Origin of the sequence: Burkholderia lata, from assembly GCF_902499025.1 — a bacterium.
Taxonomy (GTDB): domain Bacteria; phylum Pseudomonadota; class Gammaproteobacteria; order Burkholderiales; family Burkholderiaceae; genus Burkholderia; species Burkholderia lata_C.
On record NZ_CABVPW010000002.1, the window covers coordinates 272,577 to 293,238 of the forward strand.

Annotated in this window: 19 protein-coding genes; 9 read left to right on the plus strand and 10 right to left on the minus strand. The window is 67.8% G+C overall.

The genetic code is table 11. The features are described from left to right. Positions 1-49 precede the first annotated feature (49 nt). Complete coding sequence (locus tag BDI24065_RS02800) at positions 50-1,147, plus strand: porin (protein ID WP_175029921.1); 1,098 nt, start codon at positions 50-52, stop codon at positions 1,145-1,147. A 45-nt stretch (positions 1,148-1,192) separates the two neighbouring features. Here the strand turns inward: BDI24065_RS02800 and BDI24065_RS02805 are convergent, their stop codons facing one another. Next, positions 1,193-1,897 carry a GntR family transcriptional regulator gene (locus tag BDI24065_RS02805; protein ID WP_175029922.1) on the minus strand — a complete coding sequence of 235 codons (705 nt, stop codon included), beginning with the start codon at positions 1,895-1,897 and terminating at the stop codon, positions 1,193-1,195. 183 nt (positions 1,898-2,080) lie between these two features. Here BDI24065_RS02805 and BDI24065_RS02810 point away from each other — a divergent pair, with 183 nt between their 5' ends. The 4 genes from BDI24065_RS02810 (at position 2,081) to BDI24065_RS02825 (ending at position 8,623) form a co-directional block, all read left to right on the plus strand. Next, entirely contained in the window at positions 2,081-3,301 is a 1,221-nt protein-coding gene (locus BDI24065_RS02810) for a pyridoxal-phosphate-dependent aminotransferase family protein (RefSeq protein WP_175029923.1), read from the plus strand. A gap of 158 nt (positions 3,302-3,459) precedes the next feature. Further along, on the plus strand, positions 3,460-4,734 hold the full coding sequence (locus BDI24065_RS02815; RefSeq protein WP_175029924.1) for an MFS transporter: 1,275 nt from the start codon (positions 3,460-3,462) through the stop codon (positions 4,732-4,734). 54 nt (positions 4,735-4,788) lie between these two features. Further along, positions 4,789-5,550, plus strand: coding sequence for a 2-keto-4-pentenoate hydratase (locus tag BDI24065_RS02820; RefSeq protein ID WP_175029925.1), 762 nt, complete (start codon positions 4,789-4,791; stop codon positions 5,548-5,550). A gap of 40 nt (positions 5,551-5,590) precedes the next feature. Continuing rightward, positions 5,591-8,623, plus strand: a complete 3,033-nt coding sequence (locus BDI24065_RS02825) for an FAD-binding and (Fe-S)-binding domain-containing protein (RefSeq protein ID WP_175029926.1) — start codon at positions 5,591-5,593, stop codon at positions 8,621-8,623. A gap of 48 nt (positions 8,624-8,671) precedes the next feature. Here the strand turns inward: BDI24065_RS02825 and BDI24065_RS02830 are convergent, their stop codons facing one another. From BDI24065_RS02830 to BDI24065_RS02855, 6 genes are all read right to left on the minus strand, one after another. Next, a complete protein-coding gene (locus BDI24065_RS02830; RefSeq protein ID WP_174988022.1) occupies positions 8,672-9,577 on the minus strand; it encodes a LysR family transcriptional regulator in 906 nt (301 codons plus the stop codon). Between the two features lie 76 nt (positions 9,578-9,653). Next, the gene (locus BDI24065_RS02835) at positions 9,654-10,898 is read right to left on the minus strand and encodes an acyl-CoA dehydrogenase family protein (RefSeq protein ID WP_175029927.1); all 1,245 of its coding nucleotides are present in this window, start codon (positions 10,896-10,898) and stop codon (positions 9,654-9,656) included. 33 nt (positions 10,899-10,931) lie between these two features. After that, positions 10,932-11,690, minus strand: a complete 759-nt coding sequence (locus BDI24065_RS02840) for an SDR family NAD(P)-dependent oxidoreductase (RefSeq protein ID WP_175029928.1) — start codon at positions 11,688-11,690, stop codon at positions 10,932-10,934. A gap of 7 nt (positions 11,691-11,697) precedes the next feature. Further along, positions 11,698-12,462: an SDR family oxidoreductase gene (locus BDI24065_RS02845; protein WP_175029929.1), complete on the minus strand. Its 765-nt coding sequence runs from the start codon at positions 12,460-12,462 to the stop codon at positions 11,698-11,700. Between the two features lie 42 nt (positions 12,463-12,504). Beyond that, the gene (locus BDI24065_RS02850; protein WP_175029930.1) at positions 12,505-13,536 is read right to left on the minus strand and encodes a phosphotransferase; all 1,032 of its coding nucleotides are present in this window, start codon (positions 13,534-13,536) and stop codon (positions 12,505-12,507) included. Between the two features lie 19 nt (positions 13,537-13,555). Next, positions 13,556-14,230, minus strand: a complete 675-nt coding sequence (locus BDI24065_RS02855; protein WP_175029931.1) for a histidine phosphatase family protein — start codon at positions 14,228-14,230, stop codon at positions 13,556-13,558. Between the two features lie 342 nt (positions 14,231-14,572). On the opposite strand from BDI24065_RS02855, the gene BDI24065_RS02860 reads away from it, so the two are divergent. The 3 genes from BDI24065_RS02860 (at position 14,573) to BDI24065_RS02870 (ending at position 17,023) form a co-directional block, all read left to right on the plus strand. Beyond that, the gene (locus BDI24065_RS02860; protein WP_175029932.1) at positions 14,573-15,019 is read left to right on the plus strand and encodes a PaaI family thioesterase; all 447 of its coding nucleotides are present in this window, start codon (positions 14,573-14,575) and stop codon (positions 15,017-15,019) included. Positions 15,020-15,203: 184 nt separating this feature from the next. Then, complete coding sequence (locus BDI24065_RS02865) at positions 15,204-15,935, plus strand: response regulator (protein WP_175029983.1); 732 nt, start codon at positions 15,204-15,206, stop codon at positions 15,933-15,935. Between the two features lie 2 nt (positions 15,936-15,937). After that, positions 15,938-17,023 (plus strand): ATP-binding protein, encoded by a 1,086-nt coding sequence (locus BDI24065_RS02870; protein WP_175029933.1) that lies wholly within the window; start codon positions 15,938-15,940, stop codon positions 17,021-17,023. Positions 17,024-17,051: 28 nt separating this feature from the next. Here the strand turns inward: BDI24065_RS02870 and BDI24065_RS02875 are convergent, their stop codons facing one another. Both BDI24065_RS02875 and BDI24065_RS02880 read right to left on the minus strand, forming a co-directional pair. Beyond that, positions 17,052-17,738: a hypothetical protein gene (locus BDI24065_RS02875; RefSeq protein WP_175029934.1), complete on the minus strand. Its 687-nt coding sequence runs from the start codon at positions 17,736-17,738 to the stop codon at positions 17,052-17,054. Beyond that, the gene (locus BDI24065_RS02880; RefSeq protein ID WP_175029935.1) at positions 17,735-17,887 is read right to left on the minus strand and encodes a hypothetical protein; all 153 of its coding nucleotides are present in this window, start codon (positions 17,885-17,887) and stop codon (positions 17,735-17,737) included. The genes BDI24065_RS02875 and BDI24065_RS02880 overlap by 4 nt, the downstream gene beginning before the upstream one ends. Before the next feature lie 89 nt (positions 17,888-17,976). Between BDI24065_RS02880 and BDI24065_RS02885 the strand changes: the two genes are divergently transcribed. Further along, positions 17,977-19,254: an MFS transporter gene (locus BDI24065_RS02885; RefSeq protein ID WP_175029936.1), complete on the plus strand. Its 1,278-nt coding sequence runs from the start codon at positions 17,977-17,979 to the stop codon at positions 19,252-19,254. Positions 19,255-19,618: 364 nt separating this feature from the next. Here BDI24065_RS02885 and BDI24065_RS02890 read toward each other — a convergent pair whose 3' ends face one another. Beyond that, the gene (locus BDI24065_RS02890) at positions 19,619-20,566 is read right to left on the minus strand and encodes a LysR family transcriptional regulator (RefSeq protein WP_175029938.1); all 948 of its coding nucleotides are present in this window, start codon (positions 20,564-20,566) and stop codon (positions 19,619-19,621) included. Positions 20,567-20,662 lie beyond the last annotated feature (96 nt).

Sequence of the window (20,662 nt, forward strand, 5' to 3'; positions counted from 1 at the left end):
TCGGCGCGCGGCTGCTTTCCATCCGCTTCCTCCAGACTATTTGATCAGTATGCCTACCCATTCGAACCGAAGAAAAAACGGGCGACACCACCGGCTCACGCCGGCAGTCAACCGCCGGCTGCTGTCGGCCGTCGGTGCATCGCTGATCGCCTGCACGATCGCCGACGACGCCACGGCCCAGTCTTCCGTGTCGCTGTACGGGCTGGCCGACGTGTACGTCGGCACGCAAAAGAGTCTCGGCAAGCCGCGCGCATATGCGATGAATTCGGGCGGCTTTACGACGAGCTTCTGGGGAATCGGCGGCCGCGAGGATCTCGGCGGCGGCTACGCGCTGCAGTTCGCGCTCGAAGCATTCATGCGCCCGTCGAACGGCGGCGCCGGCCGCTTCAGCGGCGATACGTTCTTCGGGCGCAACGCGTATGTCGGCGTCGCGACGCCGTACGGTGTGCTGCGCGCCGGACGCAATACGACGCCGTATTACATCTCCGTTGTGCGCTTCAACCCGTTCTCGACGTCGTTCGGCTTTTCGCCGGCGTTGAACCAGATGTACAAGGGCGTAGCGGGGCAAGGCCTCGTCGGCGACAACGGCTGGAGCAACTCGGTGCTGGTCTCGACACCCGGCGAGCACGCGCTGCAGGCGAGCCTGATCTATGCGACCGGCAACGAGCCGGGCCACGCCGGCGCGAACCAGTGGGGCGGCAGCGTCACCTACGACGGGCACCGCGCGTTCAGCGCGACGCTCGCGTTCCAGCAGGCGAAATTCGACCGGATGCCCGGCGACCTGAACGCATCCATCGCCGGCTTCACGCAGCAGGACGCCGTGCTGGCCGGCGTCGGCTACGACCTGACATTCGTGAAGTTCACTGCGTTCTACCAGTACGTGCACGACGCGATCGACGGCGGCGGGCTCGGCACGCATAGCGGGCAAGTGGGCGCGGCGGTGCCGCTCGGCTTCGGCACGGTACTCGCATCGGTGATGGCCGCGAAAAGCCACGGACGCGACCGCCCGTCGAGAACGACCTGGGCGCTCGGCTACGACTACCGGCTGTCGAAGCGGACCGACGTCTACGTGGCGTACATGCGCGACCGCGCGAGCGGCTACGGGAACGGCGATTCGACCGGGCTCGGCCTGCGCACGGCGTTCTGAACACGCGCCCTCAAGGCGTCGTGACAGTTCGCGGGCGGCGTGTGCCTACGCGTCCACTTCCGCGTGCATCAGCAACACCGCGTCGCGCTTTTCCAGCAGATGCCGCCGCAGGATCGCCGCGAGCGCCTTGCCGTCGCGCGCCTCCAGCGCCTTGATCATCTCCTCGTGATCGTGCACCGCGCGATCCCACTTCTCGACGTGCTGGTTCGAGCGGAACCGCATCGACATGATCCGGCGGTTGATCGACTGGTACGTGGCCCGCAGCGCCGAGTTGCGCGCGGCCTCGTTGATGCGGTCGTGGATTTCCTGGTTGCGGCTGTAGTAGCCGGGCAGGTCGTTCTGCATCCGGCACGCGAGCATCGAGTAATGCAGCGCCTTGATCTCCGCGAGCTCCGCGGGCGTGATCCGCTCGCAGGCCAGTTCGCCTGAAAACGCCTCCAGCCCCGACATCAGCTCGAAGGTTTCGCGGATCTCCGATTCGCTCATCCGGTACACGCTCGCGCCGCGATTCGGCGACAGCACCAGCAGCCCCTCGGCCGCCAGCACCTTGAACGCCTCGCGCAGCGGCGTGCGCGAGATGCCGAGCGTCTCGCACAGCTCGCGCTCGTTCAGCCGCATGCCCGGCGTGAGCACGCCTTCGACGATGAATTTGCGCAGGTGCTCGACAACCGTGTCGTGCAGCCGCTGCCGCTCCAGTTTCGGCAATGCCGGCGCGGTGCCGACATGCTCCAGATCATTCAAATCTTGCATGCAAAGTCCTTCCTTCTTGCTTCCCGCGATTCTACTGCAACTCGCCCGACCCGAATATCTCCCCGCCAATGTCGGGTAAACACCGGCATTTTCGGCGAAATCAGCGCTTGGTTTTGCCGCGATCGCTCTGCTAAAGTATTTTGCATGCAAAATTCAAAATGCAACCAAGGAGACAGAACGACCATGCTGCAACTCGACTTCCACCCGTCCGGCCGCCATTTCCTGCAGATTCCGGGGCCGAGCCCGGTGCCCGACCGGATCCTGCGAGCGATGAGCTATCCGACCATCGACCACCGTGGCCCCGAATTCGGCGCGCTCGGCCTCAAGGTGCTGGCCGGCATCAAGAAGATCTTCAAGACCACGCAGCCGGTGATCATCTATCCGGCGTCGGGTACCGGCGCATGGGAAGCCGCGCTGACCAACACGCTGAGCGCCGGCGACACCGTGCTGATGTTCGAGACGGGCCACTTCGCGACGCTGTGGAAGAAGATGGCCGACGCGCTCGGCCTGAAGCCCGAGTTCCTCGGGCTGCCGGGCATCGAAGGCTGGCGCCGTGGCGTGCAGCCCGACATGATCGAAGCGCGCCTGCGCGCCGACACCGCGCACGACATCAAGGCCGTGTGCGTGGTGCACAACGAAACGTCCACCGGCGTCACCTCCGACATCGCGGCCGTGCGCCGCGCGATCGACGCGGCCGGCCACCCGGCGCTGCTGATGGTCGACACGATCTCGGGGCTCGCGTCCGCCGACTACCGCCATGACGAATGGGGCGTCGACGTCACCGTGTCGGGTTCGCAGAAAGGGCTGATGCTGCCGCCCGGCATCAGCTTCAACGCGGTGTCGCCGAAGGCGCTCGCGGCGAGCGAACTCGCGACGCTGCCGCGCGCGTTCTGGGGCTGGCACGAGATCATCGAAGCGAACAAGAACGGCTACTGGCCGTACACGCCGAACACCAACCTGCTGTACGGCCTCGCCGAAGCGCTCGACATGATCCTCGGCGAAGGGCTCGACAACGTGTTCGCGCGCCACCAGCGGCTCGCGGAAGCGACGCGCCGCGCGGTGCGCGCCTGGGGCCTCGAGATCCAGTGCGCGGACCCGGCCGTCTACAGCCCCGTGCTGACCGGCGTGATGATGCCCGACGGCGTCGACGCAGACGCCGTGCGCAAGCTGATCTATGAACGCTTCGACATGTCGCTCGGGCAGGCGCTCGGCAAGATGCGCGGAAAGATGTTCCGCATCGGCCATCTCGGCGACTGCAACGACCTCACGCTGATGGCCACGCTCGCCGGCTGCGAGATGGGGCTGAAGCTCGCCGGCGTGCCGGTGGCCGCGAGCGGCGTCGTCGCGGCGATGGACTATCTCGCCACCAACACGCACACGCCCGCGCTGCGCGCGGCGGCCTGAGCGCGTGTGCCTGCGGCCCGCCGCAGGCACACCGCTCGCTCCCTTTTGCGGCCCGCACGACGTGCGGCCGCGCTGCATCGGCACGAAATCGACACGAAAGCGGCCCCAGAGCCGGTGCGGCTGCAGCGGCAAGCCAGACAACATCCAGGAGACACAACATGAAGCTGTTCCGGGCGACCGGCATCGTGCTGGTGATGCTATGCGTGATGTACTTCATCACGTACCTCGATCGCGTGAACGTGAGCACGGCCGCCGCCGGGTTCGGCCGGGAATTCGGGCTGAACAAGACGGAGATCGGCCTCGTGTTCTCCGCGTTCGCGTATCCGTACCTCGTGTTCCAGATCATCGGCGGCTGGGTCAGCGACCGCTTCGGCGCACGCCGCACGCTGCTCGCGTGCGGGCTGCTGTGGGCCATCGCGACGCTGCTCACCGGGATGGCCGGCGGCCTCGCGTCGCTGCTCGCCGCGCGCCTCTTGCTCGGGCTCGGCGAAGGCGCGACGTTCCCGGCGGCCACGTCGGCGATGTCGCGCTGGGTGCCGCGCGAGAAACGCGGCTTCGCGCAGGGCATCACGCATGCGTTCTCGCGGGTCGGTAACGCGGTCGCACCGGCCGCCGTCGTCGCGGTGATGGCCGTGTACGGATGGCGCGAATCGTTCTATATCTGCGGCGTGATCAGCATCGTGTGGGTCGTGGTGTGGGCGCTCGTCTACACCGAACACCCGAAGGACCACCCGCGCATCACGCAGGCCGAACTCGATGCGCTGCCGCAACCGAAGCAGAAGCCCGCGAACGTGCCGTGGGGCCCGCTGTTCCGCCGGATGATGCCCGTCACGATCGTGTACTTCTGCTACGGCTGGACACTGTGGCTGTTCCTCAGCTGGATTCCGCAGTACTTCCTGCACAGCTACGACCTCGACCTGAAGAAATCGGCCGTGTTCGCTTCCGCGGTGTTCTTCGCGGGCGTGATCGGCGACACGCTCGGCGGCATCGTCACCGATCGCATCTACGCGCGCACCGGCAGCCTCAAGCGTGCGCGCAGCTGGATGGTGTCGATCTGCATGCTGCTCACGCTGCTGGCGCTGCTGCCGCTGCTCTTCACGCATCACCTGTACGTGTCGATGGCGTGCCTCGCGGCCGGCTTCTTCTTCGCCGAAATGACGATCGGCCCGATGTGGGCCGTGCCGATGGACATCGCGCCGGAATACTCGGGCACCGCGAGCGGGATGATGAATTCCGGCTCCGCGCTCGCGGCAATCCTGTCGCCGGTGATCTCCGGCTTCGTGATCGACCGCTTCGGCAGCTGGGAGCTGCCGTTCATCGGCAGCATGGTGCTGATGGGCGTCGGCGTGCTGCTCGCGTTCCGCATGCAGCCGGACAGCCGCTTCGCCGATGCACCCGCCGAACAACCGGCCGCCAGTCGCTCGCCGGCCTGATGTCAACGGGGCGCTGCTGCGCGTGGCGCCCGCCTTTCCCTCACGTTACTCAAGATGACCCAAGCTACCCACGACCTCGCCGTCCGGCTCGCCGCCGGCTGGCAACACGGCATCGCGTTCGCCGCGCTGCCCTCGGAACTCGTCCCCGTCGATGCCGACGCCGCCTATGCGGTGCAGGCGCACCTGCTCGCCGAACGCAGCGCCGCGATCGGCGCATGGAAGGTCGGCGCGAAACAGCCCGACGGGCCGATCCAGGGCGCGCCGCTGCCGGACGACTGCCGGCATGCGAGCGGCGTCACGCTGCCGCGCGGCGCGTTCCGGCCGCTCGGCCTCGAACTGGAGATCGCGTTCCGCTTCGGCCGCGACTTCGCGCCGCGTGCTGCCGCGTATGCCGACGCTGAAGTGTTCGACGGCATCGCGCAGATGGGCGCATCGATCGAGATCGTCGCGAGCCGCTTTCGCGAATGGCCGGACGTCGCGCCCGTCGCGCAGCTCGCCGACCTGCAGAACCACGGCGCGCTCGTGCTCGGCGAGATGACCGGCTATCGCAACGATTTCCCGTTCCTCGCGCCGGCGCCGGCGTTTTCGTTCGACGGGCAGGACATCGCCGGCCCGGCGCCCGGCACCAACCCCGCAGGCGACCCGCGCCGCCTGCTGCCGTGGCTCGTCAATCACGCGGCGCGGCGCGGCATCGCGCTGCCGGCCGGCACCGTCGTCACGACCGGCTCGTACACGGGGATGTTTTTCCCTCAGGCCGCGGGCACGGCCGTCGGCCGCATTCCCGGGCTGCCGCCCGTCAGCGTGACCCTCGCCTGATCCCCGCCCGATCCGCTTCCACCCGATACCGACCGCTGCCATGACATCCGCCGTCTCGCCTTCGCTGGTTCGCCCCGTCCATCTCGTGCCGTCGCAAGGCGCCGCGCTGTCGCCGCTGTTCGAGCGGCTGCGCAAGGCAATGCGCGGCGACGTCTACGCCGACCGCGCAAGCCGCGGCCGCTATGCGACCGACGCGTCGATCTACCAGATCATGCCGCTCGGCGTGGTCGTGCCGCGCGACCAGGACGACCTGCGGATCGCGCTCGACATCGCGCGCGACCGCAAGATCCCGGTGCTCGCGCGCGGCGCCGGCACGAGCCAGTGCGGGCAGACGGTCGGCGAGGCGCTCGTCGTCGACAACAGCAAATGGCTGAACCGGATCGTCGAATTCGATGCGCACGCGCGCACCGTCACCGTCGAGCCCGGCATCGTGCTCGATCACCTGAACGCGTGGCTCAAGCCGCACGGGCTGTGGTTTCCGGTCGACGTGTCGACGGCCGCGCAATGCACGATCGGCGGGATGGCCGGCAACAACTCGTGCGGATCGCGCTCGATCGAGTACGGCAACATGGTGCACAACGTGCTCGCGATCGACGCGATCCTCGCCGACGGCAGCGAATGCCGGTTCGGCTCGCTCGCGCAGCCGGTGACCGACCGCCGCACGCTCGACCTGCTGCACGGTGTCGAACGCATCGCGAAGCGCGAGCGCGACGAACTCGTCGAGCGCGTGCCGAAGGTGCTGCGCCGCGTGGCCGGCTACAACCTCGACCTGTTCGACTGCCAGAATCCACGCGCGTACACCGACGACGGGCACGCGAATCTCGCGCACCTGCTCGTCGGCTCGGAAGGCACGCTCGCGTACAGCCGGCAGATCACGCTGAAGCTCGCGCCGCTGCCCGCGCACAAGGCGCTCGGCGTCGTGAACTTCCCGACCTTCTACCAGGCGATGGACACCGCGCAGCACATCGTGAAGCTGAAGCCGGTAGCGGTCGAACTCGTCGATCGCACGATGATCGACCTGTCGATGGAGAACCCGGCATTCCGCCCCGTGATCGAACAGGCGCTGGTCGGGCAGCCGCAGGCGATCCTGCTCGTCGAGTTCGCGGGCGAATCGCGCGACGCGCAACTGGCGCAGCTCGACCGGCTCGTCGAACTGATGGCCGATCTCGGGCTGCCCGACAGCGTCGTGAAGATGACCGATGCCGGCGCGCAGAAGGCGCTGTGGGACGTGCGCAAGGCCGGGCTGAACATCATGATGAGCATGAAGGGCGACGGCAAGCCGGTGTCGTTCATCGAGGATTGCGCGGTGCCGCTCGAGCACCTCGCCGAATACACGCGCCGCCTGACCGACGTGTTCCACCAGCATGAAACCGAAGGCACGTGGTACGCGCACGCGAGCGTCGGCACGCTGCACGTGCGGCCGATCCTCGACATGCGGCGCGACGGCGCGTCCCGCATGCGCGAGATCGCCGAAGAAGCGGCGGCGCTCGTGCGCGAGTACAAGGGCGCGTATTCGGGCGAACACGGCGACGGGCTGTGCCGCGGCGAATGGGTCGCGTGGCAGTACGGCCCGCGCCTGAATGCGGCGTTCGCGGAGATCAAGACGCTGTTCGATCCGGACAACCGCTTCAATCCGGACAAGATCGTCAATCCGCCGAAGATGGATGCGCGCGAGCACTTCCGCTTCGCGCCCGGCTATGCGGCACTGTCGCTGCAACCGGCGCTCGACTGGTCGGCGTGGAACGTCACGCGCAATCCGCTGACCGGTGACGAAACCGCGCCCGGCTCCGGCACCGACATCACGCACGGGCTCGCGTCGGCCGTCGAGATGTGCAACAACAACGGCCACTGCCGCAAGTTCGACGCGGGCACGATGTGCCCGAGCTACCGCGTGACGCGCGACGAGCAGCACGTGACGCGCGGCCGTGCGAACACGCTGCGGCTCGCGGTGACGGGCCAGCTCGGCACCGATGGCCTCGCCGGCGACAACGTGAAGGCCGCGCTCGACCTGTGCGTGTCGTGCAAGGGCTGCAAGCGCGATTGCCCCACCGGTGTCGACATGGCGCGCTTCAAGATCGAGGCGCGGCACGCGTGGAACCGCAAGCATGGCACGACGCTGCGTGAACGGCTCGTTGCGTACCTGCCGCGTTATGCGCCGTGGGCCGCGCGGATGCGTGGTGCGATTACGTTCGCCAATGGCGTGCCGGTCGTTGCTTCGATGGTGAAGCGATGGATCGGGCTCGCGCCGCAGCGGGCGTTGCCTGCGTTCGCGCGACCGTTTCTGGCGAACGTGAGTACGGGTACGTCGGCGTCTTCCAAAAGCGACTCGACCACCCGCGAAGTGCTGCTCTTCGTCGATACGTTCAGCAACTACCAGGAGCCGGACAACGCCCGCGCCGCGCAAGCCGTGCTCGAAGCGGCCGGCTATACCGTGCATTTCAACGTGCGCGAAGGCGAGCGGTCACTGTGTTGCGGCCGCACGTTCCTCGCGGCCGGGCTCGTGGACGAAGCGAAGGCCGAGGCGAAACGCACGCTCGATACATTACGACCGTACCTCGAACGCGGCGTTGCGATCGTCGGGCTGGAGCCTTCGTGCCTGCTGTCGATGCGCGACGAGTTTCTGGCCTACGGGTATGGCGACGAAGCCGCACGGCTCGCCAGCCACGCGTTCCTGTTCGAGGAGTTTCTCGTGCGCGAGCAGGAGGCCGCCCGGTTGTCGCTGCCATTGCATGCGATCGATGCAAGCGAAGCGCTCGTGCACGGCCACTGCCACCAGAAGGCATTCGGCGCGTTCACGCCGGTTCAGACGGTGCTGAGCTGGATTCCAGGGTTGAAAGTGTCGCCGGTCGAATCGTCGTGCTGCGGGATGGCCGGCAGCTTCGGCTACGAAGCCGAACACTACGATGCGTCGCAGGCGATGGCCGAACTGTCGCTGCTGCCGGCCGTGCGGGCACGCGCCGAAGGCGCGATCGTCGTCGCGGACGGCACGAGTTGCCGGCATCAGATTCAGGACGGCGCGCAGACGCAGGCCGTGCATGTGGCGAAGGTGCTAGTGCGGGCGTTGCGGAACTGATGGCGATCTCGACGTACAGCACACGTCACGCTGACACGGCCGCCTCCGTCACGCCGCCTCTCCGATCCCGCCCATCAGCATCATCAGTTGCTCGCGCAGCCACCGGCTGCCCTGGTCCTGATCGGCGCTGCGATGCCAGTAGCAGAAGTATTCGAGGGCCGGCATCTCGAACGGCAGTTCGAGAATGCGCGCCGGATAGCGCTGCAGCAGCCGCAGCGGCGCCGTCAGCGCGAGATCGCCGCGCATCGCGATCAGCGGCGCGACCATGTAGTGCTGCACCCGCATCTGGATGGTGCGCCGCAGCCCGAGGCGCGTCAGTTCCGCATCGACGTGCCCGCTGCCCTTGCGGCGGCTCGACACGTGGATGTGCCCCATCGCAAGGTAGTCGTCCATGGTGAGCGTGTCGCCCTTGAACGGGTGATCGTCGCGGATCATGCACGCATAGCGGTCGCGCACGAGCAGCGCCTGGTGCAGGTGCGGATCGCCGATCAGCGGCGCGTCGATCGCGATGTCGACGGAGCCGTTCGCGAGCGCGGTCGCGACTTCGCGGCGGTCCATCGTGTAGCTGCGCACGTGCATGCCGGGCGCATGCGTCTGCAGCAGTTCGCCGAGCGCGGGCAGCAGCAGCGCCTCGGTCAGGTCGCTCATGCTCATCCGGAACACGCGCGTCGACGACGCCGGATCGAACACGTCGCCTTCATGCGCGCTCGAATCGAGCAGCTGCATCGCCTCGCGCACGCGGCCGACGATGTTCTCGGCCAGCGGCGTCGGCATCATCCCGGCCGGCGTGCTGACGAACAGCGGATCGTTGAGGGTCTTGCGCAGCCGCGCCAGCGCATTGCTGACGGCCGGCTGCGTGAGGTTCAGCACCTCGGCCGCCCGCGTCAGGTTGCGCTTGGTGTAGATCGCGTCGAATACGACGAACAGGTTCAGGTCAATCTTCGAAAGGCGCATCGCCGGATCTCCTTGCCGGCATCTTACGGCGGGCGCCTCCCGTTCGTCCACGGCCCTGCGCATCGTGGCGCGATGCTCAGCCGCGCGGCGGCGGCGTCAGGTACGGCGCCGTCGAACCCGGCTCGCCGTCCTTGATTTCCATCCGTGCGATCGCCTGCAGGTGCACCTCGTCCGGGCCGTCGGCGAAGCGCAGCGCGCGGCCCCAGGTCCACAGGTCGGCGAGCGGCGTATCGGGGCTCAGGCCTGCCGCGCCGAACACCTGCATCGCGCGGTCGCAGACATCCGTGTACACGGTCGGCACCAGCGCCTTGATCATCGCGATTTCCTTGCGGGCGGCCTTCGCGCCGACCTTGTCGATCATCCACGCGGCCTTCAGCACCAGCAGGCGCGCCTGCTCGATCTCGATGCGCGAGCGCGCGATCCATTCGCCGACCGTGCCGTGCTTGTTCAGCGGCTTGCCGAACGCGACGCGCGACTGTGCGCGGTCGACCATCAGTTCCAGCGCAAGCTCGGCCGCGCCGATCGAGCGCATGCAGTGGTGGATGCGGCCCGGCCCGAGGCGTGCCTGCGCAAGCGCGAAGCCGCTGCCTTCCTCGCCGAGCAGGTTGCTCGCCGGCACGCGCACGTTGTCGAACGTGATCTCGCAGTGCCCTTCCGGCGCATGGTGATTGACCACCGTGATGTTGCGCACGACCGTCACGCCCGGCGTGTCGCGCGGCACGAGGATCATGCTCTGCTGCTGGTGCGACGCGGCCTCGGGATCGGTCTTGCCCATCACGATGAAGATCTTGCAGTTCGGATGCGCGGCGTTCGTGATGAACCACTTGCGGCCGTTGATCACGTACTCGTCGCCCACGCGCTCGATGCGCGTCGTGATGTTCGTCGCATCCGACGATGCGACGTCGGGCTCCGTCATCGCGAACGCCGAACGGATCTCGCCGCGCAACAGCGGCTTCAGCCACTGTTCGCGCTGCTCCGGCGTCGCGAACATGTGCAGCAGCTCCATGTTGCCGGTGTCCGGCGCGTTGCAGTTGAACACTTCCGACGCCCAGCCCACCCGCCCCATGATCTCGGCGAGCGGCGCGTATTCGAGGTTCGTCAGGCCCATGCCGGGCTCGTCGTCCTTCAGGTGCGGCAGGAACAGGTTCCACAGCCCTTCCGCCTTCGCGCGCGCCTTCAGTTCCTCCATGAACGACACGGGATACTGGCCCGCGTGCACTTCCTCGTTCCACTGGCGGATGCGCGGCACGATGTGCGCGTCCATGAATGCGCGCACGCGGCTGCGCAGTTCTTCCACTTTCGGGGTATAGCCAAAATCCATGATCGACTCCTCGATTCCGTTCGTCCGGTTCCGTCAGAAGGCCGAGACACCGCCGTCGACGGCGACGGCCTGCCCGGTCAGATAAGTGTTTTCCTTCGCGCACAGCGTCAGCATCGTCGCGACGATTTCCTCGGGCCGGCCGAGCCGCTTCATCGGCGAGCCCTGCGCGAGAAAGTCCTGGCGGTCGCCGATATCGCTGTCGGTGACCATCGGCGTCGTGCTGTAGAACGGGCACACCGCGTTCACGCGAATGCCGTGGCGCGCGTATTCGATCGCCGCCGTCTTCGTGAGCCCGACCACCGCATGCTTCGACGCCGCGTAGGCCGCGAGCTTCGGCGCGCCGCCGAGCCCGGCCATCGACGCGACGTTCAGGATCACGCCTTCGCGCTGCGCGAGCATCTGGCGGATCTGGTGCTTCATCCCGAAGAACACGCCCTTCGCGTTCACCGCGAAGCTCAGGTCGAGATCGGCTTCTTCGGTGTCGATCAGCGCCTTCATCGGCGGTGCGATGCCCGCGTTGTTGATGCCGACGTCGAGCCGGCCGAAACGCTCGGCGGCCGCGTGCACCAGTGCTGCCACCTCCGCCTCGACGCGCACGTCGCAGCGCTGCGCGATCACGTCGGCGCCGGCCGCGCGCAGCGGCGCGGCCACGCGTTCAAGCGCCTCGCCGTTCAGGTCGCCGAGCGCGACGCGCGCGCCCATCGCGGCCAGCTCGCTCGCGAGCAACGCGCCGAAGCCGCTCGCGGCGCCGGTGATCATCACGGCTTGCCCGGCGTAGCTGTCGATCTTCATCGCGCGCTCAGATCGTCAGGCCGCCGTCGACGACGATGCATTCGCCGTTCGTGTAGCTCGCCGCGTCCGACACGAGATACAGCACGGTGCCGGCCATTTCGCGCGGCTCCGCGTGACGGCGCAGCGGGATCTTCCCCATCCAGGTCTCGTAGATCTCCTTGTCGGCGAACAGCGCGCCCGCGAACTTCGTCTTCGTGAGGCCCGGCAGCAGCGCGTTCACGCGGATGCCGAGCGGCCCGCATTCCTTCGCGAACGCCTTCGTCATGTTGACGACCGCAGCCTTCGTGATCGAGTAGATGCCCTGCCGGTCGCCCGGCTGCAGCGCGTTCACCGACGCGGTGTTGACGATCGCGCCGCCGCCCTGCGCCTTCATCAGCTTGCCGGCCTCGACCGACATGAAGAAGTAACCGCGGATGTTCACGTCGACCGTCTTCTCGTATGCCGCGAGGTCGGTGTCGAGGATGTGCCCGAAATACGGGTTCGCGGCCGCGTTGTTCACGAGGATGTCGAGGCGGCCGTGCTTGCTGCGGATGTGCTCGAACGTCGCGGCGATGTCCTCGAGCCGCCCGACGTGGCAGGCCAGCGCCTCGGCGCGGCCGCCTGCCGCGACGATCTCGTCGGCCACGGCCTGGCAGTCGTCGAGCTTGCGGCTCGACACGATCACGTGCGCGCCCTGCTCCGCGAGCAGTTTCGCGATTTCCTCGCCGATGCCGCGGCTCGCGCCCGTCACCAGCGCGATCTTGCCCGTCAGGTCGAACAGATTCGTTGCCATGTTGCTGTGCTCCTCCATTGATGTGTTGTCGTGCCCGGCGGCTTAGCGATGCGCGTCGATCACGCCGACGGCCAGCTCGGCGAGCCGCCCGGCCATCTCGCCGACGCGCAGCGCCTGCTCGCTCGACGCGTTGCCCTGCAGCGCGCGCGCCTTCACGCCCTGCGCGATCGACGCGAGCCGGAAGAAACTGAATGCGAGGTAGAAGTGCCAGTCGCGGATCGGCTCGATGCCGCGCAGCTCGCAATAGCGCGCGACGATCGCCGCTTCGTCCGGCACGCCGAGTTCGGCGCGATCCTGGCCCGCGAGCCCGCGCACCTGCCCGCCGGACGGCAGCCGCAGGCACATGCAGAGATACGCGAGATCGGCGAGCGGGTTGCCGAGCGTCGACAGTTCCCAGTCGAGCACGGCCTGCACGCGATAGCTGTCGCGCGCGAACATCAGGTTGTCGATCCGGAAATCGCCATGCACGAGCGTCGGCCGGCCCGTGTCGGCGGGGCACGCCTTCGGCAGCCAGTCGATCAGCGTTTCCATCGCGTCGAGGCGCTCCGTTTCCGCCGCGCGGTACTGCTTCGTCCACACGCCGATCTGGCGCTCGAAGTAGTTGCCCGGGCGGCCGTAGTCGGCAAGGCCCACCGCGTCGACATCGACGTCGTGCAATGCGGCCATCGTCTGCAGCAACGCGTCGTAGCACGCCGCGCGATCGGCCTTCGGCAGTTCGGGCAGCGCGGGATCCCAGAAGATCCGGCCGTCCTCGTAGCTCATCACGTAGAACATGCTGCCGATCACGTCGCGGTCTTCGCAGAGGTGATACGGACGCGCGACCGGCACCGCGGTGCCCGACAGCGCGCTCAGCACGCGGAATTCGCGGTCGACCGCGTGCGCGGACTTCAGCAGTTCGCCCGGCGGCTGGCGGCGCAGCACGTAGCGGCCGCTCTTCGCGTGCAGCAGGAAAGTCGGATTCGACTGGCCGCCGGCAAACTTCTCCAAGTCGACCGGGCCTTCGAAGCCCGGCACATGCGCTTCCAGATAGCGCGTGAGGCGGGCTGCGTCGAGTTGCTGGGTAGGGTTCGTCATCGTCGCGATCGTTCGTGGGTCAGCCGTAGGTTCGCAGCGCGTGTCGTTCGGGATCCTCCAGATGCGGGATGCCGTTGAACGACGCGAGGTGAAACGCATCGGCGTTGAAGAAAAACTGCGAAAGACTGCTGTTGCGGATCTGCAGGTTCAGCGCGATCGCGCTCGACGGCGGGGCGGCCAGCACCTGCTGCACGGTGACCGCGATCGGGCCGCCGGAGCTCACCGCCAGCACGCGCTGGCCGCCGCCGTGGCGGATCGCCGCGCGGGCGTCGGCCACGCGCTGCTGGAAGTGCGCCCAGGTCTCGGGGGCCGCATCGCCGAGCTTGTCTTCCGACCAGAGTTGCAGCACCTGCCGGAGCGCGCGGAAATGCTCTTTCATCGAGCCGGCCGCGAGGCGGGCGATGTCGGGGTAGTCGTGCGCGGCGGCCGCGAACAGCCGGTGGAAGTCGTATTCGTTCAGGCCCGGGTGGCGGTCGACCGGCGTGCCTTCCCGGCCCATCCCGCGCAGGATCGCGTCGACCGTCTGCGCGTGGCGGTTCAGCGTGCCGCAGATCACGCGGTCGAACGTGAGCGCTTGCTGCGCGAAGTATTCGCCGAGCCAGACGCTCTGCTGCTCGCCCGCCGCGGACAACCGGTCGTAGTCGTCCGTGCCGAAGGACGCCTGCCCGTGCCGTACCAGAAAAAGTTCAGCCATCGCATGCCCGCCAGATCAGAAGGATTCAGCATAGGGGGCGGGGACGCATTTTTAAACTTTATTTTCTGAATCCGGGGGTATTCATTGGGTGAATTGCCGCCACCAGGAGGAAGCGGACGCACGCGAATGGCGGAGCGCGCCGGAACCCGGCCCGATCTCGTATGAAACATCGATTTCGACGGCGACAGGCACGGCGTCGCGAAGTATTTCGACTATCCATAGCGTGCCCGCCGCGCGTCCGGCCCTGTTGCGTTACGCTTCCGGAAACCCCCGCAAGCCGTTCGCGAGCGGCTTGCGCGCCGGTATCCCGGATGAAGCCCGGCTAACCCCACTCAAAGCGCCATGACCGACGCCCTCAACCCGAACTACTTCGAATCCGTCGCCGCCAGTTTCGACAAGCAGCACGCGATGCGTCTGATCCAGGCCAGCATGCCGCTGATCGACGTCGGGCGGACCGAGATCCACCTGCCGCACTGGCAGGGCATCGAACAGCAGCACGGCTTCATCCACGGCGGCGTGGTCGGCATGATTGCCGATTCGGCCGCGGGCTACGCGGCGATGACCACGGTGGCGGCCGATGCGTCGGTGCTGACCGTGGAATACAAGATCAACCTCGTCGCGCCTGCCGCGGGCGACAAGTTGATCGCGCGTGGCGAGGTGATCCGGCCGGGGCGAACGCTGATCGTCACCAAGGCGGAAGTCTTCGCCGTCACCGGCGACAAGGAAACGCTGTGCGCAGTGATGCAGCAAACCATCATGGTGATGCACGGGAAGAGCGATCGCGCGTGACGCGGCGCCGGCATACGCCCCCGTTGAATCGCGCGTTGACCGAAAGGTTTCGGCCAGGCCCCGCCTTCGAAGCAATCCGCTGACGCGGCCTGCCGCGCACCGCCCCCCCACCTCTGCTCGACGGCGTTTCCCGTGCGGTAGTATGGCGACCTGATGGAACCCCGATGGATCTGAACGAATGGCCATGCCCGAATTTTCTTCATCCCCCGGCGCCGGCCAGGACGCCCAGGCGCTCGTCCTCATCGCCGAGGACGAACCCGAGATCGCCGAGATCCTGACCGCCTATCTCGCGCGCGGCGGCCTGCGCACCGTGCATGCGGCCGACGGCCGTCGCGCACTCGAACTGCACCTGCAGCTCAAGCCCGACCTCGTGCTGCTCGACGTGCAGATGCCGCACGTGGACGGCTGGAAGGTGCTCGCCGAAATCCGTCATCGCGGCGACACGCCCGTGATCATGCTGACCGCGCTCGACCAGGACATCGACAAGCTCACCGGCCTGCGCATCGGCGCCGACGACTACGTGGTGAAGCCGTTCAATCCCGCCGAAGTCGTCGCACGCGCGCAGGCGGTGCTGCGCCGTTCGATGGCCGGCTCCCGCCAGGAAGAGCAGCGCGTGCTGCGGGTCGCGCCGTTCGAGATCGACCTCGAACGCCACGAAGCCACGCTCGAAGTGGGCAGCGAACGGCACACGCTCGTGCTGACGCTCACCGAGTTCAAGCTGCTCGCGCAGCTCGCGCGCGCGCCGCGGCGCGTGTTCAGCCGTGCCGAGCTGATGGCCACCTGCCTGCCGGAAGGCGACGCGCTGGAACGCACGGTGGACAGCCACGTCAGCAAGCTGCGCAAGAAGCTCGACGATCTCGGCGTGCAGGGCGTGCCGGTCAGCGTGCGCGGCGTCGGCTACAAGCTCTGGAGCTGAACATGAAGCTCGAGGGCCTGAGCCGCCAGATCGCGCTGACGATGGCCGGGATGGCGTTCGGCGTGACGCTGCTGATGGTGCTCACCGCCTACGTCTTCTACTACTTCGCGTTCAATTACTGGCCCGCGCATTTCGACACGAAGAACCTGCTGCCGACCGCGCCCGAGTGGGTGTGGCTGATCGCGACCACGTCGGTCGGCCTCGTGCTGTCGGTCGCGGTCGCCGTCAATCTCGCGCGCCGCATCCTCGTTCCGCTCAACTCGGTCACGGACAGCATTCGCCGCGTCGCGCGCGGCGATCTCGGTGCGCGCGCCGTGGCAGGCGACCGCTCGCTGTACGAAGCCGCGCTGCTCGCCGACAACTTCAACGCGCTCGCCGACGAGCTGCAGCGCGTGACCAACGAGCAGGCGATCTGGAACGCCGCGATCGCGCATGAGCTGCGCACGCCCGTCACGGTGCTGCGCGGGCGCCTACAGGGGCTCGCCGAAGGCGTGTTCAAGCCCGACGAAGCGCAGTTCCGCAGCCTGCTCACGCAGGTCGAAGGGCTGACGCGGCTGATCGAGGATCTGCGCGTGGTCAGTCTCGCGGATGGCGGCCACCTGAGCATCGAGATCCGCGACGCCGATCTCGCCGCCGACGTGCGCGCCGTGGTCGACGTGTTCGCCCATAGTTTGCAGGCCGCCGGCCAGCATCCGGTGCTCGATCTCGACACGCGACGCATGCGCTGCGACCCGGTACGCATCCGTCAGGCACTGCTCGCGTTGCTGGAAAACGCGCGCCGCCATGCGGTGCCCGGTGCGATCCGGATCCAGACGCGCATCGAAGGCGGCATGTGCCGGCTGCGCGTCGACGACGACGGCCCCGGCATCCCGGCCGATTTCGCGCCGCACGTGTTCAAGGCCTTCCGTCGCGTCGACGAATCGCAGCCGGGCGGCAGCGGTCTCGGGCTCGCCGTCGTCGCGGCGATCGCGCATGCGCATCACGGTGAAGCGGTGTGCGTGCCGACCGGCACCGGCGGCACGCGGTTCGAAGTGCAGTGGCCGGACAACCTCGTGCCGGCACCGGAAAACGAGCGCTTTCCGGCTTGAGAGGCCGTCTTTACGTCGCCTTTGACCGTCACGCGCCCGGTTCGCGCCCGACCTGTTCGAGCGGCGGGTTGAACCCGAGCACCGTGTACTCCCGCACGGACACGGTCCCTTTCCCCGCCGCGCCTTGCACGACGACCGCGCGCACGGCGCCGGCCCGGTCGAATTTCAGGCGGGTGCCGACGGTCGCGTTGCGCAGCGCCTCCACTTCCTCGATCCGCGCGATCGCCAGCTTGCGCACCGCGCCGGACACGTACACCGGCAGGAACACCAGCGCGATGAAGATCGACACCGCGTCCTTCGATACGCTGTCCAGCACCGGCTGACCCGACATCACGAGCGACAGCGACGTCGCCGCGACGAAGATCGCGAGCACCGTCGCGCCCACGCCGAGCGACGAGAACCGCTCGGCCGCCTTCTTCATGCGTGCCTTCACGAGCGCGCGCGTGGTCGCGGCGGGCACCAGCCATTCGCGCTGCGCGCCGTGGTACCCGGCGAAGCCGAGGAACAGCGTCGCGACGGCGCTGACGGCGATGCTGGTGTACAGCGCGTCGAACAGCATGCAGACGAATTCGAGCACGAACACGATCACCGACGGCCACAGCAGCAGACGGAACGAATAGCCGTCGCGGCCATGCCCGCGGATCCACCATTTCACCGGCGCCAGCTCCCAGAAGCGGCTCTCGCGGTGGAGTGAAAGTTCTTCGTCGTCGGTCAATTCTTCACCTGTGGTGCTCCGTTGCGTCGGGTACGGCTGATGCGGCTGATGCGGCTGATGCGGCTGATGCGGCTGATGCGGCTGGTATGGATGATGCCCCTGAAACGGGAATGAATACCTGGGGTTATCGATTGATCCCAAAGATTCATTAGACAGTGTCTCCGCCGCCGCGCGATGCTGGCCCGGCCAGTGAACGCGGTGTCATTGCCACGCCGCGCACGAGAATGGAGTGAGACACATGCCTAACGACCCTCGTCAACGGCGCCACACGCTGTGGCTGCTGTGCGCGCTTTCGTTCATCCTCTACGTCGACCGCGTCAACCTCGCGACCGCGGCCGGCGCGATCAAGGCCGAGCTCGGCCTGTCGAACACCGAACTTGGCGTCGCATTCTCCGCGTTCGCGTATTCGTATGCAATCTGCCAGATCGGCGGCGGCTGGATCGCCGACCGGTTCGGCGCCCGCATCACGCTGATCGGCTGCGGGCTGATCTGGGTCGTGTCGACCTTCACCACCGGGTTCGTGCACAGCCTCGGGCTGTTGTTCGCCGCGCGGCTGCTGCTCGGCATCGGCGAAGGCGCGACGCTGCCCGCCCAGGCCCGCGCGATCACCCACTGGTTTCCGCGCGAGCGGCGCGGCGTCGTGCAGGGCTTCACGCATTCGTTCTCGCGGCTCGGCAATGCGGTCACGCCGCCGATCGTCGCCGCGCTGATGACCTGGCTGTCATGGCGCGCCGCGTTCTTCGTGATCGGCGCGGTGACGCTGGTGTGGCTCGCGTGGTGGATCGTCGGCTTCCGCGAATATCCGCTCGGTGACGAAACCGGCCACGGCCGCACGCGTGCCGCGCGCCCCGCACCGCCCGCCGGCCCGACGCCGTGGGGGCCGCTGTTCCGCCGGATGGCGCCGACCATCTTCGTCTACTTCTGCTACGGCTGGACCGCGTGGCTGTTCTTCACGTGGCTGCCGACGTTCTTCCTGAACGGCCAGGGCCTGAACCTGAAGTCGACCGCGCTGTTCGCGTCCGGTGTGTTCTTCGCGGGCGTGGTGGGCGACACGCTCGGCGGCTGGATGTGCGACCGGATCTACCGCAAGACCGGCAACCTCGCGCTGTCGCGCCAGAGCGTGATCGTCGCGAGCTTCGTCGGCGCGCTCGTGTGCCTGCTGCCGCTCGCGGTCGTGCACTCGACGGCCGGCGTCGCACTGTGCCTGTCGGGGTCGTTCCTGTGCCTCGAACTGACGATCGGGCCGATCTGGGCCGTGCCGAGCGACATCGCGCCAGCCCACGCCGGCATCGCGAGCGGGATGATGAACGCGGGCTCCGCGATCTCGGGGATCCTGTCGCCGATCCTGTTCGGCTATCTCGTCGATCGCACGGGGAGCTGGACGGTGCCGTTCATCGGTTCGGTCGCGATGCTGCTGATCGGCATCGTCGCCGCGCTGCGGATCCGGCCGGAACGCACACTGTCGGAATCGCTGCCGGCGCTCGCCGACGCGCCTGCCGCGCCGTCGGCGCACTGAAGCGGGTCGTCGCGGGTTCGCCGGCGTCGGCCGTCTCGCCGGCGGCGTCATCACGCTTCACTGCTTTTTGTGATGGTGGTGGCTCGGCTGGCTCGGCTGGCTCGGTTGGTTCGGCTGGCTTGGCTGGCTTGGCTGGCTTGGCTGGCTTGGCTGGCTCGGTTGGCTCGGTTGGCTCGGTTGGCTCGGTTGGCTCGGTTGGCTCGGTTGGCTCGGTTGGCTCGGTTGGCTCGGCGGGATCGGCCGGCGCGGCTGGTTCGGCCGGCTTGGCTGATTCGGCCTGCCGGGCTCGTTCGACCGACGCGGCTGATTCGGCCAACGCGGTTGGCGCGGCTGGCTCGGCCGCCTTGGCTGGCAAACCGCCCCATCAAGCACCGTCATCATCTCCGGCCCCGGTCCCGTGAAACAGCGCAAGAAACTGCTGCGCAGGGATGCTCAGCGGCCGGTCGCGCCGCACGAGGCTGCCGTACGACGGCAGCTTCTGTTCGAGCGTGTAATCGATGATCGCGACGAGCCCGTGCTCCGCATTGCGCTGCGCCACCGTCAGCGGAATCACGCCGAGCATCGGCGAACGGTCGACGAGGTTCATCGTCGTCAGGATCGACCCCGTTTCGACCAGCCCGCGCGGCATCGGCTGGTGCCGCGCGTTGAACTCGCGCTCGACCACCTCGCGCGCCGGACTGCCGGCCGGCTGCAGGATCCACGCGTAATCGAGCAGCGCATCGAATTCCACCGGCCCCGCGCCGGCGAGCGGATGGTCGCGGCCCGCGATGATCGCGAGCGCCTCGTCGTCCACCACGCGGAAATCGCAATCGGTCCCGACGTGGCGCCCGATCACCACTTCGAGCACGCCTTCGCGCAATTGCGGCATCAGCCGGTCACTCGTATCCACCGCAATGTCGATCGCCAGCAGCGGGTAACGCGCCTTCAGCTGCACCAGCGCCTCGGTGAGCCGCCCCGGCGACGCCGCCATGATGCTGCCGATCGCCAGCCGCCCCGCGCTGCCGAGCTGCAGTTCGCCGAGCTCGCGATTCAGCGCCTCCACGCTGCCGCGGATCCCACGGAAATAGCCGAGCACGCGCTCGCCGGCCGGATTCAGCACGAGCCCGCGCCCGACGCGATCGAACAGCCGCTGGCCGAGCGCGCTCTCCAGCTCGGCCAGCATCTTCGTCGCGGCCGGCTGCGTGAGGCCCATCTGGTCGGCCGCCGCGCGCAGCGTCGAGCATTCGTCCACGGCCAGCAGCAGCGCGATCTGCCGCATGCGCAGCCGGTTCAGCAGCTGCGGGGTCGAGTCTCGTCGGTCGATCGAGCCCATCTTTGATTACTCCAGGTTATCGATTCATCAAGAGTTTTCAATTTACCGACTCATTCCGTCTACCTAGCATCAACCCCATAGACAAACGGCCCCGCG

What these genes read in the sequence shown, in the direction of transcription:
- BDI24065_RS02800 (WP_175029921.1), top strand. Translation starts at nt 50, where the DNA reads ATGCCTACCCATTCGAACCGAAGAAAAAACGGGCGACACCACCGGCTC.
- BDI24065_RS02805 (WP_175029922.1), bottom strand. Translation starts at nt 1,897, where the DNA reads ATGCAAGATTTGAATGATCTGGAGCATGTCGGCACCGCGCCGGCATTG.
- BDI24065_RS02810 (WP_175029923.1), top strand. Translation starts at nt 2,081, where the DNA reads ATGCTGCAACTCGACTTCCACCCGTCCGGCCGCCATTTCCTGCAGATT.
- BDI24065_RS02815 (WP_175029924.1), top strand. Translation starts at nt 3,460, where the DNA reads ATGAAGCTGTTCCGGGCGACCGGCATCGTGCTGGTGATGCTATGCGTG.
- BDI24065_RS02820 (WP_175029925.1), top strand. Translation starts at nt 4,789, where the DNA reads ATGACCCAAGCTACCCACGACCTCGCCGTCCGGCTCGCCGCCGGCTGG.
- BDI24065_RS02825 (WP_175029926.1), top strand. Translation starts at nt 5,591, where the DNA reads ATGACATCCGCCGTCTCGCCTTCGCTGGTTCGCCCCGTCCATCTCGTG.
- BDI24065_RS02830 (WP_174988022.1), bottom strand. Translation starts at nt 9,577, where the DNA reads ATGCGCCTTTCGAAGATTGACCTGAACCTGTTCGTCGTATTCGACGCG.
- BDI24065_RS02835 (WP_175029927.1), bottom strand. Translation starts at nt 10,898, where the DNA reads ATGGATTTTGGCTATACCCCGAAAGTGGAAGAACTGCGCAGCCGCGTG.
- BDI24065_RS02840 (WP_175029928.1), bottom strand. Translation starts at nt 11,690, where the DNA reads ATGAAGATCGACAGCTACGCCGGGCAAGCCGTGATGATCACCGGCGCC.
- BDI24065_RS02845 (WP_175029929.1), bottom strand. Translation starts at nt 12,462, where the DNA reads ATGGCAACGAATCTGTTCGACCTGACGGGCAAGATCGCGCTGGTGACG.
- BDI24065_RS02850 (WP_175029930.1), bottom strand. Translation starts at nt 13,536, where the DNA reads ATGACGAACCCTACCCAGCAACTCGACGCAGCCCGCCTCACGCGCTAT.
- BDI24065_RS02855 (WP_175029931.1), bottom strand. Translation starts at nt 14,230, where the DNA reads ATGGCTGAACTTTTTCTGGTACGGCACGGGCAGGCGTCCTTCGGCACG.
- BDI24065_RS02860 (WP_175029932.1), top strand. Translation starts at nt 14,573, where the DNA reads ATGACCGACGCCCTCAACCCGAACTACTTCGAATCCGTCGCCGCCAGT.
- BDI24065_RS02865 (WP_175029983.1), top strand. Translation starts at nt 15,204, where the DNA reads ATGCCCGAATTTTCTTCATCCCCCGGCGCCGGCCAGGACGCCCAGGCG.
- BDI24065_RS02870 (WP_175029933.1), top strand. Translation starts at nt 15,938, where the DNA reads ATGAAGCTCGAGGGCCTGAGCCGCCAGATCGCGCTGACGATGGCCGGG.
- BDI24065_RS02880 (WP_175029935.1), bottom strand. Translation starts at nt 17,887, where the DNA reads ATGAATCTTTGGGATCAATCGATAACCCCAGGTATTCATTCCCGTTTC.
- BDI24065_RS02885 (WP_175029936.1), top strand. Translation starts at nt 17,977, where the DNA reads ATGCCTAACGACCCTCGTCAACGGCGCCACACGCTGTGGCTGCTGTGC.
- BDI24065_RS02890 (WP_175029938.1), bottom strand. Translation starts at nt 20,566, where the DNA reads ATGGGCTCGATCGACCGACGAGACTCGACCCCGCAGCTGCTGAACCGG.